Annotated in this window: 16 protein-coding genes; 7 read left to right on the top strand and 9 right to left on the bottom strand. The window is 60.4% G+C overall.

Annotation, left to right across the window (positions count from 1 at the left end):
- Positions 1-427 precede the first annotated feature (427 nt).
- Positions 428-643, top strand: a complete 216-nt coding sequence (locus tag APH41_RS24175) for a molybdopterin-binding protein (protein WP_003173733.1) — start codon at positions 428-430, stop codon at positions 641-643.
- 56 nt (positions 644-699) lie between these two features.
- Here the strand turns inward: APH41_RS24175 and APH41_RS24170 are convergent, their stop codons facing one another.
- The gene (locus APH41_RS24170; protein ID WP_054921951.1) at positions 700-1845 is read right to left on the bottom strand and encodes a MalY/PatB family protein; all 1146 of its coding nucleotides are present in this window, start codon (positions 1843-1845) and stop codon (positions 700-702) included.
- 201 nt (positions 1846-2046) lie between these two features.
- On the opposite strand from APH41_RS24170, the gene ggt reads away from it, so the two are divergent.
- Positions 2047-3771, top strand: coding sequence for a gamma-glutamyltransferase (gene ggt, locus APH41_RS24165; RefSeq protein WP_054921949.1), 1725 nt, complete (start codon positions 2047-2049; stop codon positions 3769-3771).
- A gap of 111 nt (positions 3772-3882) precedes the next feature.
- Here ggt and APH41_RS24160 read toward each other — a convergent pair whose 3' ends face one another.
- From APH41_RS24160 to APH41_RS24150, 3 genes are all read right to left on the bottom strand, one after another.
- Positions 3883-4413, bottom strand: a complete 531-nt coding sequence (locus tag APH41_RS24160; protein ID WP_054921946.1) for an AAA family ATPase — start codon at positions 4411-4413, stop codon at positions 3883-3885.
- Complete coding sequence (gene pnuC / locus APH41_RS24155) at positions 4410-4973, bottom strand: nicotinamide riboside transporter PnuC (protein ID WP_054921943.1); 564 nt, start codon at positions 4971-4973, stop codon at positions 4410-4412. Before pnuC ends, APH41_RS24160 begins: the two co-directional genes overlap by 4 nt.
- 200 nt (positions 4974-5173) lie before the next feature.
- Positions 5174-6808, bottom strand: coding sequence for a methyl-accepting chemotaxis protein (locus tag APH41_RS24150; RefSeq protein ID WP_054921941.1), 1635 nt, complete (start codon positions 6806-6808; stop codon positions 5174-5176).
- Positions 6809-7034: 226 nt separating this feature from the next.
- Here APH41_RS24150 and APH41_RS24145 point away from each other — a divergent pair, with 226 nt between their 5' ends.
- Both APH41_RS24145 and APH41_RS24140 read left to right on the top strand, forming a co-directional pair.
- Positions 7035-7865 carry an undecaprenyl-diphosphate phosphatase gene (locus APH41_RS24145; protein WP_054921938.1) on the top strand — a complete coding sequence of 277 codons (831 nt, stop codon included), beginning with the start codon at positions 7035-7037 and terminating at the stop codon, positions 7863-7865.
- Positions 7862-8245 (top strand): DUF1294 domain-containing protein, encoded by a 384-nt coding sequence (locus APH41_RS24140; RefSeq protein WP_034127342.1) that lies wholly within the window; start codon positions 7862-7864, stop codon positions 8243-8245. Before APH41_RS24145 ends, APH41_RS24140 begins: the two co-directional genes overlap by 4 nt.
- On the opposite strand, the gene APH41_RS24135 is transcribed toward APH41_RS24140, so the two are convergent.
- Positions 8234-8590 carry an MmcQ/YjbR family DNA-binding protein gene (locus APH41_RS24135; RefSeq protein ID WP_034127343.1) on the bottom strand — a complete coding sequence of 119 codons (357 nt, stop codon included), beginning with the start codon at positions 8588-8590 and terminating at the stop codon, positions 8234-8236. The two genes, APH41_RS24140 and APH41_RS24135, sit on opposite strands and share 12 nt — an antisense overlap.
- A complete protein-coding gene (locus tag APH41_RS24130) occupies positions 8587-9495 on the bottom strand; it encodes a LysR substrate-binding domain-containing protein (RefSeq protein WP_014718355.1) in 909 nt (302 codons plus the stop codon). Before APH41_RS24130 ends, APH41_RS24135 begins: the two co-directional genes overlap by 4 nt.
- A 125-nt stretch (positions 9496-9620) precedes the next feature.
- Here APH41_RS24130 and APH41_RS24125 point away from each other — a divergent pair, with 125 nt between their 5' ends.
- Positions 9621-10232, top strand: a complete 612-nt coding sequence (locus tag APH41_RS24125) for an FMN-dependent NADH-azoreductase (RefSeq protein ID WP_034127345.1) — start codon at positions 9621-9623, stop codon at positions 10230-10232.
- A gap of 191 nt (positions 10233-10423) precedes the next feature.
- Positions 10424-11461 (top strand): dienelactone hydrolase, encoded by a 1038-nt coding sequence (locus tag APH41_RS24120; RefSeq protein ID WP_034127346.1) that lies wholly within the window; start codon positions 10424-10426, stop codon positions 11459-11461.
- On the opposite strand, the gene APH41_RS24115 is transcribed toward APH41_RS24120, so the two are convergent.
- From APH41_RS24115 to APH41_RS24105, 3 genes are all read right to left on the bottom strand, one after another.
- The gene (locus tag APH41_RS24115) at positions 11455-12627 is read right to left on the bottom strand and encodes an MFS transporter (protein ID WP_054895935.1); all 1173 of its coding nucleotides are present in this window, start codon (positions 12625-12627) and stop codon (positions 11455-11457) included. The genes APH41_RS24120 and APH41_RS24115 overlap by 7 nt on opposite strands.
- A gap of 220 nt (positions 12628-12847) precedes the next feature.
- Positions 12848-14434, bottom strand: a complete 1587-nt coding sequence (locus APH41_RS24110) for an ABC-F family ATPase (protein WP_003191057.1) — start codon at positions 14432-14434, stop codon at positions 12848-12850.
- A gap of 142 nt (positions 14435-14576) precedes the next feature.
- Positions 14577-15815, bottom strand: coding sequence for an MFS transporter (locus APH41_RS24105; RefSeq protein WP_054921935.1), 1239 nt, complete (start codon positions 15813-15815; stop codon positions 14577-14579).
- Between the two features lie 154 nt (positions 15816-15969).
- Here APH41_RS24105 and APH41_RS24100 point away from each other — a divergent pair, with 154 nt between their 5' ends.
- Entirely contained in the window at positions 15970-16782 is an 813-nt protein-coding gene (locus APH41_RS24100; RefSeq protein ID WP_054921933.1) for a bifunctional 2-polyprenyl-6-hydroxyphenol methylase/3-demethylubiquinol 3-O-methyltransferase UbiG, read from the top strand.
- The last annotated feature ends 203 nt before the right edge of the window (positions 16783-16985 follow it).

Raw genomic sequence — 16985 nt, 5'->3', positions numbered from 1 at the left:
ATCACCGCTGCACCGGTGTCTTCGTTATCGACTTCATCCCAACTCAGCATTGAAATACTCCCTTCTGATCCGTTCTGACGGTGTTCAACCCGTCCAAAAAATGTGCGATTTGCAGGCTACCAGGCATTGAAATACTGCGCTGAGTGTGGTCGGTAAATACCGATTCTGCACACTATGTAGTGGTCTGTTTTGTTTGTGGGCACACTATATGGTGTGTAACAAGGTTGGTCAACGCACAAGATGTGCGGTTATAAGTCGCTGCCGAACGTTGGGCGCCGGGCAGATGGGAGGCGAAGAATATTTACTCAATATGTCTTTATGGAATAGATAAATAGTTATTTATTCCTTTTAATCTTTTCTATCGAGGCGCAATTTGAGGGCCTGCGCATTCGTGCGGATTGACCCAACAGCCAAAAGGAAAGCCGACATGACCATCAAAGCGATCAACGTGCGCAACCAGTTCAAAGGCGTGATCAAGGAGATTCTACTGGGGGAAGTGGTGTCGGAAATCGATGTGCAAACCGCGTCTGGCATTGTGACGTCGGTGATTACCACACGTTCGGTGCGTGATCTGGAATTGAAGGTGGGCAGTGAAGTGATTGCCTTCGTGAAATCGACTGAAGTGTCCATCGCCAAGTTGTGAATGAATAATGTGGGAGGGGATTGCCTGCCCCTCCCACGAATGCCTCGTCGGGCAGGTTAGCGCTGGCGCAAGGCACGTTCCATGCGCTGTATACCTTCCTCCAGCATCGCCCGTGGGCAACCGAAGTTCAGGCGCACGAACTGCTGGCTGTCATCGCCAAATTCGATCCCTGAACTCAGGCCGACCTTGGCCTGCTCCAGGAAAAACTGCTGCGGGTCATCCAGGCCAAGAGCGCTGCAATCGAGCCACGCCAGGAAGGTGCCCTGTGGTGCATGCATCACCACACCAGGCAAGCGGGTCTTTACTGCATCGAGCAGGTAGTCACGGTTGGCCTGCAGGTACTGCAACAGCGCAGCGAGCCAGTCGCCGCATTGGCTGTAGGCGGCTCGGGTGGCTTCCAGGCCCATGGGGCTGACGCTGTCGACCATGCCGCAGCGCGCGTTATTGAAACGCTCGCGCACTGCCGCGTTCTGGACCACCGCAAAGCAGGTCTTCAAGCCGGCCACGTTATAAGCCTTGCTCGCCGACATCAGGGTGATGGTGCGCTGGGCAATCTCGGGGCTGAGGCTGGCGGTGGGGATATGGCGACGGCCGTCGAAGCACAGCTCTGCGTGGATCTCGTCGCTGATGATCAGCGCGCCAGCTTCCAGGCAGGCATTGGCTACCGCCGTCAGTTCCTCCCGGGGAAATACCTTGCCGATGGGGTTGTGCGGATTACTCAGCAGCAACGCACCGGCACCGCTCAATGCCTGGCGCATCGCAGACATAGGCGTGACGTATTCGCCGTTGAGCAACTCGAACGGCATTTCGATGCGTGGCAGATTCCAGTTGCCCGGCGCCAGGCGAATCGGCCGGTAGTTGGGGGTTTGCAGCACCACCGCCTGGCCGGGCTGGACGAATGCGTGCAGGGCCATATTGAAACCAGGCTCGACGCCGGGCAGGAACAACAGTTCTTCGGGCTGCACGCGCCAGGCGTACTTGGCCCACAGGTCAGCGACGATGGCGACGCGCACGTCCGGGCCGGCCACGCTGTAGCCGAGAATCTGCTGGTCCAGGCGCGCGTGCAGGGCGCGCAAAATGGCGGGCGGCGCGGCGATGTCCATGTCGGCGATCCACATCGGCAGAACGTCTTGCGGGTAACGGCTCCACTTGGTACTGCCGGTATCGAAGCGTGGGTGGATCGTGTCGAAATCAAAGCTCATGGACAGGCTCGTATCAGGGCGGCGGCGAAAGAATGGCGCCGATTCTAGCGCCATTAATTTTATAGGCCAGAGCTGATTGCCGCCTTGCACAGCGGTGTGCGTTCCATGACCGACAAGTTCTGTAATAAAAACGCCATTGCGCTGGGGATTGAATCAGCGAGGGGCTATTTTGGTGCATCTCAATAATCAGAGTAGCCATGGATGAAATACCAACCCTTGAGTCACACCTTGATTGCTACCGCGCTGGTATTAACGATCAACGGGGTGCATGCAGCTTCCCAAGCCCCGGTTGCGGGTGAAAATGGCATGGTGGTCACGGCCCAGCACCTGGCAACCCATGTGGGGGTCGATGTGCTCAAGGCCGGCGGCAACGCGGTCGATGCGGCGGTGGCAGTGGGTTACGCACTGGCGGTGGTGTACCCGGCGGCGGGCAACCTGGGCGGTGGCGGTTTCATGACGGTGCAACTGGCGGACGGGCGCAAGACCTTCCTCGACTTCCGCGAAAAAGCCCCGTTGGCGGCGACGGCCGATATGTACCTCGACAAGGCCGGCAATGTGGTCGAGGGCCTCAGCGCCAAAGGCCATTTGGCGGTCGGCGTACCAGGCACGGTGTCCGGCATGGAGCTGGCCCTGAGCAAATACGGCACCCTCAAGCGCGCCCAAGTGATTGCCCCGGCGATCAAGCTGGCGGAAAACGGCTTTGCGCTGGAGCAGGGCGATATCGACCTGTTGCACACCGCCACCGGTGAGTTCGAAAAAGACCAGGATATGCGTGGCATCTTCCTGCATAACGGCGAGCCGATGCAGGTAGGCCAAAAGCTGGTGCAGAAGGACCTGGCCAAGACCCTCAAGGCAATCTCGGCCAAGGGCACCGACGGTTTCTATAAAGGCTGGGTCGCCAAGGCGGTAGTGGATTCCAGCCAGGCCGGCAAAGGCATCATCACCCAGGCCGACCTCGACGCCTACAAAACCCGCGAACTGGCCCCCATCGAGTGCGACTACCGTGGCTACCATGTGGTCTCGGCGCCGCCACCCAGCTCCGGCGGTGTGGTGATCTGCCAGATCATGAACATCCTCGAAGGCTACCCAATGGCCGACCTGGGCTATCACTCGGCACAGGGACTGCACTACCAGATCGAAGCGATGCGCCACGCCTACGTGGACCGCAACAGCTATCTCGGTGACCCGGACTTCGTGAAGAACCCCATCGAGCATCTGCTGGACAAGAACTACGCGGCCAAGCTGCGTGCGGCGATCGAACCGCAAAAGGCCGGTGATTCCCAGGCAATCAAACCGGGTGTATCGCCCCATGAAGGCAATAACACCACCCACTATTCCATCGTCGACAAATGGGGCAACGCGGTCTCGGTGACCTATACCCTCAACGACTGGTTTGGCGCCGGGGTGATGGCGAGCAAGACCGGGGTGATTCTCAACGATGAAATGGACGACTTCACCGTCAAGGTCGGCGTGCCGAACATGTACGGGCTGGTGCAGGGCGAAGCCAACGCCATCGCACCGGGCAAGGCGCCGCTGTCGTCGATGAGCCCGACCATCGTCACCAAGGACGGCAAGGCGGTGATGGTCGTCGGTACACCGGGGGGCAGTCGCATCATCACTGCCACCTTGCTGACCATCCTGAATGTCATCGACTACAAGATGAATATCCAGGAAGCCGTGGACGCGCCGCGCTTCCACCAGCAGTGGATGCCTGAGACCACCAACCTTGAGACGTTTGCCGTGAGCCCGGATACCCAGAAGATTCTCGAGAGCTGGGGCCATAAGTTTGCTGGTCCGCAAGATGCCAACCATTTGGCGGCGATCCTGGTCGGTGCGCCTGCTCTGGATGGCAAGCCGGTGGGTAACAACCGTTTCTATGGGGCGAACGATCCGCGACGCAATACGGGCTTGTCGTTGGGTTACTAAGGCTTCACACCGTTGGTGTAGGAGCGAGCTTGCTCGCGAAGATCGTTAACGATAACGCGGGGTGCCTGATTCACAGCGGCGCACTCCGGTTTTTCGCGAGCAAGCTCGCTCCTACAGGGGGAAGGCGAGCAACTGCTTGACGGCGGTAAATGCCGCCTGGCGGCGCTGCTCCCAATCCCCGCCAATCACCACCAGTGGTTGTCGATGCTCCTGCATCCACTCCAGGCTGGCCTGAAAAAACGCCCGGCGATCCGCCAGTTCCGGCTGGCAGCGCTGGCCGTCGGCACTCCATTCCACATCCTCGGGTGAGAGCAGCAGGTGCAGGTCGTAATGCCGCGCCAGAAGTTCGTCATCAAGCCAGCCGGGATAGCCGCCGAACAGGGTCTGGCTCCAGAGCTTGTTGGTCAGCAGGTGGGTGTCAAGGATCAGCAAGGGGGGGCGTTTGGCGCGGGCGGCGTCCTCCCAGGCCAACTGGCCCTGGGCAATGGCCGGGATATCCGCCAGAGTGGTGTCGCGCTGATGCTGATCGATGAAGTACCGCACATATTCCCCCACCATCAACCCGCCGAAGCGCGTGTGCAACTGCGCCGCCAGCCAGCTCTTGCCGCTGGATTCGGGGCCCGCCAATACCACCACTTTCATGCGCGTAACGCCGCGTCGGCGCGCCACTCGCGCCAGCCTTGCACGGCAATCACGGTAAACAATGCATAGAGTGCAGCCGTGAGATAGAGGCCTTTGTAGAGGAACAGGCCGACGAAGATCACATCCACCACAATCCACAACGGCCAGCACTGTACGCGTTTTTGCGCCATCCACATCTGCGCGACCAGGCTGAAGCCTGTGAGGGCGGCGTCGAGCCAGGGCTGGGCGGCGTCAGTCCAGTGGGCCATGGCGGCGCCCAGCAGCAGACTGCCGACGGCGCCCACAGCCAGGCTGGCCATGATTGCCGGCGCTTTCAGGCTGGTGACCTGGCGGCCTTGCTTGACCTCGCCAGCGCGGGTCCACTGCCACCAACCGTAAACTTGCAGCGCCGCGTAGACCACTTGCAGCAGCATGTCCGAGTAGAGCTTGACCTCGAAAAACACCCAGGTGTAGAGCAACACCATCACCAGGCCGATGGGCCAGCACCAGGGGTTTTGTTTGACCGTCAGCCAGACAGCGATCACCCCCAGGGCGGCGGCGAACAGTTCAAGCCCGGACATGGTGGATCCTTGGGAGAGTGGGAGAGGGCGGTGATTGTACCCAGAGCTCACCGATCCTCAAACACAGCAATGCGTCATTGCCCTCTGTAGGAGCGAGCTTGCTCGCGAAGATCGTCAAGGTTACCGCGTATTGTCTGAATAACCGCGGTGCCTATGGGTTTTTCGCGAGCAAGCTCGCTCCTACAAAAGGCTAATCAGCGCTAGATTCGGAATTGGCGCAGCAACCCATCAAGCTGCTCACTCAAGCCACGCAACTGCGCACTCGCCACGCTCGATTGCTCCGCCGCCAGCGCCGTGCTGTGGGACAGCCCGGCCGCTTGGGTGACGTTCTGGTTGATGTCTTCCACCACATGGGCCTGCTGCAGGGTGGCGCTGGCAATCGAGGCGTTCAGGCCGTTGAGGTTGTGCAGTGCCTGGCCGATGGCGGTGAGGCTTGCACCGGCCTGGCCGGCTTGCTCGATGGTCAGTTGCGAGGCGCTGTGGCTGTCGCTGATGACCTTGACCGCCGCTTCCGAGTGACCTTGCAGGCGCTCGATCATTACCTGGATCTCGGCGGTGGATTTCTGCGTGCGCTGGGCCAGCAGCCGCACCTCATCGGCGACCACCGCAAACCCACGGCCTTGCTCCCCGGCGCGGGCGGCTTCGATGGCGGCGTTGAGGGCGAGCAGGTTGGTCTGGTCGGCGATGGAGCGGATCACCTCCAGTACCCCGCCGATCTGCGTGCTTTCGCTGGAGAGTGTGCGGATCACCTCTACAGCCTGGTTGATGGTGGTGGAGAGCTGGTCGATCTGCTGCAAGCTGCCGTCGATGTTGACCTGGCCCTGTTGTGCCTGGGCCTGGGCATCGCGCATTTCGCTGGCGGCATGTTCGGCATTCTTCGCTACGTCCTGCACGCCGTAGGTGACTTCATTGATGGCGGTGGCCACCAGTTCCATCTGCTGCGATTGCTGCTGGCTGCGGTCATGGGCCTGGCTGGCGTTGTGGCCCAGCTCGGTGGACGACTGGCCCAGGGCGTTCGCGCACACCTGCAACTGGCCGACAACCTGGCGCAGCTTGGCGGTGAAGCTATTGAAGTGCTGGGCCAGTGCGGTCAGTTCGTCACGACCGTGGGTGTCGAGGCTGTGGGTCAGGTCGCTTTCGCCGCTGGCGATATTACCCATGGCATTCACCGCCGCCTGCAACGGCTGCACGATGCTGCGAGCGATCAACACCACCAGCACGGCCATCATCAACGCAATGCCCAGGCCAATGGCCGAGGCTTTCCACACCTGGCCCCTGAATTCAGCCTGTACATCGTCGACGTAGACGCCGGAGCCGATAATCCAGCCCCAGGGTTCGAACAGTTGGATGTACGAGGTTTTCTCTACCGGCGCTTCGGCGCCGGGTTTCGGCCAGCGGTAGTTGACGATGCCGGCGCCCTTGGCCTTGGCCAGGCTCACGAATTCGTTGAACACGGCGAAACCGTCCGGGTCGCGAATTGCCGAGAGGTTCTGACCGTCGAGCTTGGGGTTGGCCGCGTGCATGATCATCACGGGGGTGAGGTCGTTGATCCAGAAGTAATCATCGTGGTCGTAACGCAGGCCGCGCACCGCGCTCAAGGCCTGTTGTTGCGCGGCGTCGCGGGTCAGTACGCCGGTTTTCTCCAGGTTCTGGTAATAGCTGAGTACGCCACTGGCGGTCTGTACCACGTGCTGGGTCTGCTGGCGCTTGGCCTGGTAGAGGTCGCCGTGGATCTGGTTGAGCATCAACAGCCCCAAGGCCAGCAGCATCAACACGGCGACTATCAGGATCAGCCAAAGGCGGCGGCTGATCGACATGCTGCGCAAACTGTTCATCGTCCTGTCACTCCCTGCTCTTTATAATTGTGGTGCTGCTTCGAGATTTCCGGCGTGTCTGATAGGCTTTCGGCCCGGAATCGAAAAACCTGAGTACTGCCTGATTTTTCACGGAATTTTTGCAGACCGGCGTTGAGAATCAACTGCGGGCGCTTGTGTGCGCTCGTCGTCAGTGAACTTAAAAAAGACTAAGAGGCATGCCGCGCGCATGACCTTTGGAGACAACATGGATTTTTGGACCGCCATACAGGCATTGATTCTCGGCATCGTCGAGGGGCTTACGGAGTTCTTGCCGATCTCCAGCACTGGCCACCAGATCATCGTCGCCGACCTGATCAATTTTGGCGGCGAGCGTTTCGAAGCCTTCAATATCATCATCCAGTTGGGCGCGATCCTGGCGGTAGTCTGGGAGTTTCGACGCAAGATCTTTGACGTGGTTATCGGCCTGCCGACCCAGCCCCAAGCTCGGCGCTTTACCGTCAACCTGATCATCGCCGTGTTGCCGGCGGTGGTATTGGGGGTGATTTTTGCCGACCTGATCAAGCACTACCTGTTTAACCCGATCACTGTAGCGACTGCCCTGGTAGTGGGTGGCGTGATCATGTTGTGGGCCGAGCGCCGTCAACATGCAGTGCGGGCTGAAACCGTCGACGACATCACCTGGAAAGACGCCCTCAAGGTCGGCCTGGCCCAGTGCCTGGCGATGATCCCGGGCACTTCGCGCTCCGGTGCAACGATCATCGGCGGCCTGTTGTTCGGCCTGTCGCGCAAGACAGCTACCGAGTTCTCGTTCTTCCTGGCGATGCCGACCATGGTCGGTGCGGCGGTGTACTCGGGCTATAAATACCGTGACCTGTTCCAGCCCGCGGACCTGCCGGTGTTCGCCATTGGCTTTGTCACCTCGTTCATCTTCGCCATGATCGCGGTCAAGGCCCTGCTCAAGTTCATCGCCAGCCACAGCTACGCGGCGTTTGCCTGGTACCGGATTGCGTTCGGCCTGGTGATCCTGGCGACCTGGCAGTTCGGCTGGATCGACTGGACTGCGATCAAACCATGACGATCCAGCACCCACGCCTGAAGGCGCTGATCTTTGTACTACTGTGTGCCGCGCCGCTGCTCGGCTCGGCGTTGCTGTGGTATCGCGGCGAAACGGTAATTCCGTTGATGGCCTATGGCGTGGTCAGCGTGGTGGCGTTCTTCTTGTACTGGAGCGATAAGCGCAAGGCGCAGACCGAAGGCTGGCGCACCCCGGAAAACATCCTGCATGCGGTGGAGTTGGCGGGCGGTTGGCCGGGGGCGTTGATCGCCCAACAGGTGTTCCGGCACAAGACGCGCAAGGTGTCTTACCAGGTGTTGTTCTGGGTGATTGTGCTGTTGCACCAGGTGTTCTGGCTGGACCAGCTGTTCCTCGGCGGCACCTTGCTGTCAATCCTCTAGCCGCAAGCCAATCTGTGTGCGCTTGGGCAGCTTGCTCACCACCAACTGGTGGGAGCGCTGCAACAGGCCACGCAGTTCCTCTGCGCCCAAAGGGTAGGGCGTGTTCATGATGACCCACTGCGCCCTCGCCAGGTAAGGCGCCGGGTGAATGCCCGGGCGGTCGACGTGACCCAGGAACAGTTCTTTGTCGACCTTGAAGGCCAGCGACTCACCGCGCAGGTTCTGCAAGGCGAACATCTTGTTGCCAGCAATCGAAAACACCCGCACGCCACCCCATTTATAGTCTTCCCGTGCGCCTGGCAGGCTCAGGCAAAAACGTGCGACTTGTTCTTCCGTCATGCTCATAACAGCCGATCTCCACAGCCTTTGAAGCCTTCTTCCAGATAGTCGATCCAGGCCCGGATGGCCGGCAGCACGCCGCGCCGGTGCGGGTATACCGCCTGCAGCCAGCCGCCTGGCAATGACCATTGCGGCAGCAGTTGCACCAGCCGGCCGCTGGCCAGTTCTTCTTCGCAGTACATCATTGGCAGCACCGTAAAGCCCACGCCCATCATTGCGCTGGCCTTGCGCACGATAAAGTCTTCGATGCCCAGGCGCGCCTCCATCACTAGCTCATGCATGTTGCCCTGGGGGTCGATGATGCGTTGGTGCACCATTCGGTCCGCCTCGAGTGCGCCAAGGATTGGCAACTGCTTGAGGTCTTCCAGGGTTTCGACCCGCCGCTCACGCATGAAAACGGGGCTGGCCACCAGCACGGTATGCGCCTGGCGCAGGCGTTTGGTGACCAGCAACGGGTCTTCGTCGCCCAGTTCGCGTACGCGCAGCGCTACATCAATGCCTTCGGCCACCAGGTCGACGCGGCGATTCACCAGGGTCATGTCCAACTGCACCAACGGGTGCGCGGCCAGAAAACCGGCTACCAGCTCCGGCAGGATCTGCTGGGCCAGGCCCACCGGGCAACTGACCCGCAAGCGCCCCCGTGGTTCGCTGGACATACTGGCCACGGCCTCGTCGGCCATTTCCGCTTCAAGCAGCATGGCCTGGCAGTGGCGCAGGTAGCGTTCGCCGACGGCGGTGAGCGTCAGTTGCCGGGTGGTGCGTTGCAGCAAGCGTGCACCCAGGCGGTCTTCCAGTTCGGCAATGCGCCGTGAAAGCCTGGATTTGGGAATGCCGAGTAGCCGGCCAGCCGCAGCAAAACCGCCGGCTTCGACGACTTTGGCGAAATAGTAGAGGTCGTTGAGGTCTTGCATGGTGGGCCTATTGTCCTGTCAGTGGGACAAACTATCGCATTTCAGCTGGCTTATCGACCATTGGTTTCATGCGTAGCATCACCACCATCTGATCGCCACTGTCGATCCCACCTCGGAGATCCATCATGAAACTGTTGCACATTGATTCCAGCATCCTCGGCGACAACTCGGCCTCCCGTCAGCTCAGCGCCGGTGTGGTCAAGGCATGGCAAGCCGCGCAGCCGGGTGTGGAAGTGACCTACCGCGACCTCGCCAGCGAAGGCATCAACCATTTCTCCGGCGCTACCTTGGGTGCATTGGGCACTGCTGCCGAACTGCGCGATGCGGCGCAAAAGCACGAGGCTGAACTGAGTGCGTCGTCGCTGGCTGAGTTTCTCGCCGCCGATGCCGTGGTAGTCGGTGCGCCGATGTACAACTTCACCATTCCCACCCAATTGAAAGCCTGGATTGACCGCATCGCAGTGGCCGGCCAGACCTTCCGTTACTCCGAAGCCGGCCCTGAAGGCCTGTGCGGCAACAAGAAAGTCATTATTGTCTCCACCGCCGGCGGTCTGCATGCCGACCAAGCCTCGGGCGCTGCCCACGAAGGCTACTTGAAGCTGCTATTCGGCTTCCTGGGCATCACCGACATTGAGATTGTTCGCGCTGAAGGCCTGGCCTACGGTGATGAAGTGCGCAGCAAAGCCATGAGCGACGCCAACGTGCGCATCAACGAGCAACTGTTCGCCGCTGCGTAAGGCTTATGTAAATTTGTCCTGTCCTCGGTTTCATTCTGAAACCGAGCGCCTAAACTCTGTATTCTGATCGCCTGAACGCGAGCGGAGTACGGAGTTTTTTCGTTGTGGCCCAGGTTATGCACACATCCCTTCGATACCCTGGACTTTTTATTCGACAGGCCGGTTCTTGTGCAGCAAAGGTGGACGTCCCCATGATGCGTCTTTGTGCTGTTTTGGTACTTTCGCTGTTGGGCGGCCTGGTTTCAGTGCACGCCGCGCCGGCACCGCACCCCCATTGGAGTGTGGGGTTTCATCGCATGAGTGTGCTCGACCCGCTGGATTCGCAGCCGATGAAGGCCATCGCGTTTTACCCTTCCACCGATACCGAACGCACCACGCCGCTGGGCGCCTATCAGGTCGCGGCCAGTGAAGATGCCAAGGTTGCTATCGGCCGTTTTCCGATGCTGATGCTGTCCCACGGCAACACCGGCACGCCCCTGGCCCTGCACGACCTGGCTACGTCACTGGTGCGTAAGGGGTTCGTAGTGGTGGCGGTCCTGCATCCCGGCGACAACTATAAGGACCACAGCCGCCTGGGCACCGTGAGTAATCTGTATGGCCGGCCGATCCAGATATCCCAGGCGATCACCGCCACCCTGGCCGATCCGATGCTGTCGCCCTTTGTCGATGTCGATCAGATCGGCGTCATTGGTTATTCCGCCGGTGGCGAAACGGCATTGATCCTGGCGGGCGCCAAGCCGGATTTCGAACGTCTGCGCCGCTACTGCCAGGAACGCCCCGAAGACCGCGACGCGTGCACCACCAAGGGCGAGTTGGTGGTTGATCGCGACGACTTGCAACCCCAGGCTGACCCGCGCATCCATGCGTTGATGCTGATGGCGCCGCTGAGCTTGATGTTTGGTCGCCATACCCTGGCGGACGTGCATGTGCCAGTGCTGCTCTACAGTGGCGATGGCGACCAGTTGGTGGCGGTGGACAAAAACGCCGCCGCCCTGGCGCGCAAACTGCCAGAGCCGCCGGACTTCAAGCTGTTGGCCGGGGCAGGGCACTTTGTATTCATGGCCCCGTGCGACAGTGATCAGCTAGCGACAATGCCAGGCATCTGCACCGATGCCGATGGTGTCGACCGCGAAGGGATTCACCGCGATATGGTCTCCGAGGCCGGGCGCTTTTTCAGTCGCACCCTCGGTGAGGCAACGCGTGCCGGCCTGCAGACGGCTGATCAGTAGGCGCGGCGTCTGAGCAGTACGGTCAGCGCGAGCGCGCTGACCGACAGCAACGCGGCGCAGAAGAATATCCAGCCGTAGCCAAGATTCAACGCCACGGCGCCCATCAACGGCCCGGCAATCGCCAGGGCCAGGTCGAAAAATACCGCATACGCACTCAGCCCCGCGCCGCGGCTGCTGTCCGGCACTTGCTTGATAGCTTCCACGCCGAGCGCCGGGTAAACCAGCGACAAACCAAAACCGGTCAACCCTGCGCCGATCAAGGCCACGCTGGTAGACGGTGCCAGCCACAGCAGCGTCAGGCCCAGGGTTTCGATGAGCATGCAGGCGATGGCGGCGGTGAACCCGCCAAACCGGCTGATGGCTGAGATAAACACCAGGCGCGAGAGAATAAAGCACACACCAAATACCGTCAGGCAATACGCCGCACCGGCCCAGCCACGATTCAGGTAATACAGGGTGATAAAGGTCGTCAACGTGCCGTAGCCAATCGAAGCCAGGCACAGGCTGGCGCCGAATGGTGCGATACGCCCGAACACCGCCCAGAACGGCAGCCGCTCGCCACGTACCACCGGCACCGACGGTTTATTGCGGATCAGCACCAGGCCCAACGCCGCCAACACCGTCAGGGCAAGACCGAGGCTGGTGTAGCCGTAATCAGCCACCATCACCACGCCAAGTGGCGCACCAATCGCAATCGCGCCGTAGGAGGCGATGCCATTCCAGGAAATCGAGCGTGCGATGTGCTCGGCGCCCACCGCGCCCATGCACCAACTGATGGTCCCCACGCCAATCAGGCCCTGGGCCACGCCGAGTAACAGGCGACCGGCGATCAGAATACCCAGGCTCAAGCTCGGCAGACTTTCCAGCAGCGTGGCGATAAAGGTCAGTACACCGCTGATCAGAATGCCGGCCAGGCCCAGCACGATCGCGCGTTTGGTACCGACGTTATCCGACATCCGCCCGGCCATCGGACGGCTGAGCAGCGTGGCCAGGTACTGCGAACCGATGGTCACCCCGGCCACCACGGCGCTGAAACCCAGTTGCTCGTGCACATAGCCTGGAATCACCGCTATCGGCAGGCCGATGCAGATAAAGGCAATGAAGGTGTAGAAAACGATGGAAACGATCTGCAGGGTGATCGACAGGGAGGAGGGGGCGGCAGGCATGAGTACTCAATCGCTGGCGGGCGGTAAAGCATCATGGCATATCCCGCATTACTGTAGGAGCGAGCTTGCTCGCGAAGAACGTCAACGATAACGCGGGTTGCCTGATTCTGCGCGGCGTCCTCAGGTTTTTCGCGAGCAAGCTCGCTCCTACAGTAGTAGAGCGTATGCAAAAAAGCCCTGTCACAGGGACAGGGCTTTTGCTTGCAGCTAAGTGCTGTTCTTAGAACACCACACCCTGGCTACGCAGGTAGTCGTCATAGGTGCCGCTGAAGTCGATCACGCCGCTTGGGCTCAACTCGATGATGCGGGTGGCCAGGGACGATACGAACTCGCGGTCGTGGCTGACGAAGATCAGCGTGCCCGGGTAGTTCTCCAGCGCCAGGTTCAGCGCCTCGATGGATTCCATGTCCAAGTGGTTGGTCGGTTCGTCCATGATCAGCACGTTGGGCTTTTGCAGGATCAGCTTGCCGAACAGCATGCGACCTTGTTCACCACCGGAGATCACTTTGACCGACTTCTGGATTTCGTCGTTGGAGAACAACATGCGGCCCAGGGTGCCACGAATCATTTGCTCGCCTTGGGTCCACTGGCCCATCCAGTCGAACAGGCTCACGTCGTCTTCGAAGTCGTGGGCGTGGTCCTGGGCGTAGTAGCCCAGTTCGGCGGCGTCGGTCCACTTGATGCTACCGGCGTCCGGGGTCAGTTCGTTGACCAGGGTGCGCAGCAGGGTGGTCTTGCCGATACCGTTGGGGCCGATGATCGCCACGCGCTCGCCGGCTTCAACCTGGAAGCTGAAATCCTTGAACAGCGGCTTGCCGTCAAAACCTTTGGCCATCTTTTCGACCATGACCGCCTGGCGGTGCAACTTTTTGTTCTGCTCGAAACGGATGAACGGGCTCACACGGCTCGATGGCTTGACTTCGGCCAGCTGGATCTTGTCGATCGCCTTGGCACGGGAGGTCGCCTGCTTGGCTTTCGAGGCGTTGGCCGAGAAGCGGCTGACGAAGGATTGCAGTTCGGAGATCTGCGCTTTCTTCTTGGCGTTGTCCGACAGCAGTTGCTCGCGGGACTGGGTCGCCACGGTCATGTACTCGTCGTAGTTGCCCGGGAACAGGCGCAGCTCGCCGTAGTCCAGGTCAGCCATGTGGGTGCACACGCTGTTCAGGAAGTGACGGTCGTGAGAGATGATGATCATCAGGCTGGAGCGCTGGGTCAGGATGTTTTCCAGCCAGCGGATGGTGTTGATGTCCAAGTGGTTGGTCGGTTCGTCGAGCAACAGCACTTCCGGGTCGGAGAACAGCGCCTGGGCCAGCAGTACGCGCAGCTTCCAGCCGGGGGACACTTCGCTCATCGGGCCGAAATGCTGTTCCAGGGGAATACCCAGGCCCAGCAGCAGCTCGCCGGCGCGGGATTCGGCGGTGTAGCCGTCCATCTCGGCGAACTCGGTTTCCAGCTCGGCCACGGCCATGCCGTCTTCTTCGCTCATTTCCGGCAGCGAGTAGATGCGGTCGCGTTCGGCCTTGACCTTCCACAGCTCCTCGTGGCCCATGATCACGGTGTCGAGCACGGTGAATTCTTCGTAGGCGAACTGGTCCTGGCGCAGTTTACCCAAGCGCACATTCGGCTCCAGCATGACCTGGCCGCCGGACGGGTCGAGGTCGCCACCGAGGATTTTCATGAAGGTCGACTTGCCGCAACCGTTGGCACCGATCAGACCATAGCGGTTGCCGGCGCCGAACTTGACCGAGACGTTCTCGAAGAGCGGCTTGGCGCCGAACTGCATGGTGATGTTAGCTGTGGAGATCAATTACTTTACCTATCAATGGGTTGCGAGCGTGACGGCAGGTGCCTTCAGGCATGCGTCAACAGCGACATCAAGGCGCGAAACCCGGTCGCTGAACACAAAATTGGGGATGTGTGTTGGAATTTGGCGCGCATTGTCGCATATGTCAGGCGACAGTTGTATGGCGAGCGAAGGATGGTTTTGCCAATGTCTCAGGCATAGCCAGCCACAACAGCATCAAGGCAGCGGCTGCAACCGCTGCCAACGTCAGGAAGGCCGCGTTGTAGCCAGCCTGCTGCACCACGAAACCGGCCAGGCTGTTACTGAGTGCCGCGCCCAGGCCGAATACGGTGGAGAGGGCGCCCAGGCTGACGTTGAAGCGGCCAGTGCCTTGGGTAAGGTCCTTGACGATTACCGGGAACAGGGCGCCGAAAATACCAGCGCCGATACCGTCGAGCATCTGCACGGCTACCAACCAATATGGGTCGCTGGATAGGGTATAGAGCACGCCACGCAACGGCAGTATCAGGAAACCGGCAAGCAGCAGTGGCTTGCGCCCCCAGATATCGGCCTTGAGCCCGACCAGCCAGGCCATCGGCACCATCACCAACTGTGCGGCGACAATGCAGGCTGAAGTCAGCGGGGTAGCCATCTGCAGATTGATCTGCGCCAGTTTCTGACTGACCAACGGCAGCATCGCGGCATTGGCCAGGTGAAACAGTGCGCAGCAGATGGCGAACAGTAGCAGCGGTTGGTTGGTGAGCAGCGCGTTAAGCCCCGAGGGCTGTTCGTGGTCGGTGTGATGGGCCGGATCAAAACCACGGGCGACCTCATGGTCAATCGCCTTTGCCGGCACGCAACTGACCGCAATGACACTGGCGACGGCCATGAACGCCATCAGGTAGAACACCACCACCGGCCCGAACAGGTAGGCCAGCCCGCCGGCCAGCAATGCGGCCACGGCATTGCCGGCATGGTTGAAAGTCTCGTTGCGCCCGGTACGCCGGGTGAAGGCACGCGGCCCGGTGATCCCCAGCGAAATGGCGGAAATTGCTGGGGCAAAGACAGAGGCTGCTACGGCGCTGGCGGCCTGGGTCAACGCCACCCAGCCAAATGAACTGACAAAGGGCAGCATCAGGCAACTGCCCGTCACCAACAGCGCGGCCAGGGCGACCACCGCACGTTTGCTGCGAGTGCGGTCGATCAACGCACCCGCGGGGCCTTGGGTCAGCAAGGCAGCGATGCCTGCGAGGGTCATGACCACGCCAATGCTGGCCGGCTCCCATTGATGCACGGCCAGCAGGTAGATCGCCAGGTACGGTCCGAGACCGTCGCGCACATCGGCGAGAAAGAAGTTCAGGCTGTCCAGGGATAAAGCGATGCGCAGGTCTGAATGACGGGCCACGATGCGACCTTCAAGAGCGGCGTTCAGGGGCTGAACACGCGTTGAATTAATGACTGGTGGGCTGGGTGATAAGTTTCGCGGTGGGCCAGGGTTTCCTCCTGCGCGCATTTAATTTACTTTCCGAAGCCCACTGGAATGAATTTCTGGAGAAGCAATGGACATGCCCTCAGCGCAAGAGGCGATCGCCAGCAATAGAAATGCCTGGGACGAATCCGCCGGGTTGCATAAAGACACCGCGACCTGGGCGGCACTGCTGGACTCGGTAGCCGAGCCTGATTTTTCCTGCCTTGACCCGACCATCACCACCTTGCTGCAAGAGGTAGGCGTGGTGGGCAAGGACGTGGTGCAATTGTGCTGCAACAACGGGCGCGAAAGCCTTTCGTTGTATGGCTTGGGCGCCCGTTCGGTGGTGGGGGTTGATCAATCCCGGGCGTTTCTTGAACAGGCGCGGGAGTTGGCCGAGGCCTCGCCACACAGCCCTGAGTTCATTGAGACCGATATCCACCATTTGCCCGAGGGTTTGCGGGCACGGTTCGATATTGCCCTGGTGACCATCGGCGTGCTGGGCTGGATGCCGGATGTGGCGTTGTTCATGCGCCAGGTTGCCAGTGTGCTGAAGCCCGGCGGTACGTTGGTCATGTACGAAACCCATCCCTTTCTTGAGATGTTTGACCCCTATGGGGCCAACCCTATGCTGCCTGCCAGTTCTTACTTCCAGCGTGAACCCTTTGTGCTGCAGGAGGCAATTGTCTATGAAGGGAAGGATGAGCGGCCCGGGCCGACCTCCTATTGGTATGTACATACCCTGGGCAGTGTGGTCAGCGGGGCTATCGCAGCGCAGATGCAGATCGCTCATTTGCAGGAATACCCGCATTCAAACCGGGAAGAACTCTACGATCAATATGAGCATCAGGCCGCGCAACTGCCCCTGTGCTTTACCATGACAGCGATCAGGCGTGATGGCTGATCAAGGTTTGCACACGCAAAAAAAGGCCCGCGAGGAGAAGGCGGGCCAAGGGATTCACTGGAGTAGGTAGGCTTCACCCTATAGGTCGAAAAGTGAAGGCCTTGTGAAAATGCCGTGATCAAATCGGATAATCACGTCTTATGTGTCCACCTGTGGCGAGGGAGCTTGCTCCCGTAACGGCCTGCCAGCCACCGCCTATCTGC

It is taken from the genome of Pseudomonas sp. NBRC 111138, from assembly GCF_001320835.1.
Lineage (GTDB): Bacteria > Pseudomonadota > Gammaproteobacteria > Pseudomonadales > Pseudomonadaceae > Aquipseudomonas > Aquipseudomonas paracarnis.
The sequence above is the reverse complement of the archived record's forward strand: the minus strand, read 5'-3'. Positions and strand labels throughout refer to the sequence as shown.

What these genes read in the sequence shown, in the direction of transcription:
- APH41_RS24175 (WP_003173733.1), top strand. Translation starts at nt 428, where the DNA reads ATGACCATCAAAGCGATCAACGTGCGCAACCAGTTCAAAGGCGTGATC.
- APH41_RS24170 (WP_054921951.1), bottom strand. Translation starts at nt 1,845, where the DNA reads ATGAGCTTTGATTTCGACACGATCCACCCACGCTTCGATACCGGCAGT.
- ggt (WP_054921949.1), top strand. Translation starts at nt 2,047, where the DNA reads ATGAAATACCAACCCTTGAGTCACACCTTGATTGCTACCGCGCTGGTA.
- APH41_RS24160 (WP_054921946.1), bottom strand. Translation starts at nt 4,413, where the DNA reads ATGAAAGTGGTGGTATTGGCGGGCCCCGAATCCAGCGGCAAGAGCTGG.
- pnuC (WP_054921943.1), bottom strand. Translation starts at nt 4,973, where the DNA reads ATGTCCGGGCTTGAACTGTTCGCCGCCGCCCTGGGGGTGATCGCTGTC.
- APH41_RS24150 (WP_054921941.1), bottom strand. Translation starts at nt 6,808, where the DNA reads ATGAACAGTTTGCGCAGCATGTCGATCAGCCGCCGCCTTTGGCTGATC.
- APH41_RS24145 (WP_054921938.1), top strand. Translation starts at nt 7,035, where the DNA reads ATGGATTTTTGGACCGCCATACAGGCATTGATTCTCGGCATCGTCGAG.
- APH41_RS24140 (WP_034127342.1), top strand. Translation starts at nt 7,862, where the DNA reads ATGACGATCCAGCACCCACGCCTGAAGGCGCTGATCTTTGTACTACTG.
- APH41_RS24135 (WP_034127343.1), bottom strand. Translation starts at nt 8,590, where the DNA reads ATGAGCATGACGGAAGAACAAGTCGCACGTTTTTGCCTGAGCCTGCCA.
- APH41_RS24130 (WP_014718355.1), bottom strand. Translation starts at nt 9,495, where the DNA reads ATGCAAGACCTCAACGACCTCTACTATTTCGCCAAAGTCGTCGAAGCC.
- APH41_RS24125 (WP_034127345.1), top strand. Translation starts at nt 9,621, where the DNA reads ATGAAACTGTTGCACATTGATTCCAGCATCCTCGGCGACAACTCGGCC.
- APH41_RS24120 (WP_034127346.1), top strand. Translation starts at nt 10,424, where the DNA reads ATGATGCGTCTTTGTGCTGTTTTGGTACTTTCGCTGTTGGGCGGCCTG.
- APH41_RS24115 (WP_054895935.1), bottom strand. Translation starts at nt 12,627, where the DNA reads ATGCCTGCCGCCCCCTCCTCCCTGTCGATCACCCTGCAGATCGTTTCC.
- APH41_RS24100 (WP_054921933.1), top strand. Translation starts at nt 15,970, where the DNA reads ATGGACATGCCCTCAGCGCAAGAGGCGATCGCCAGCAATAGAAATGCC.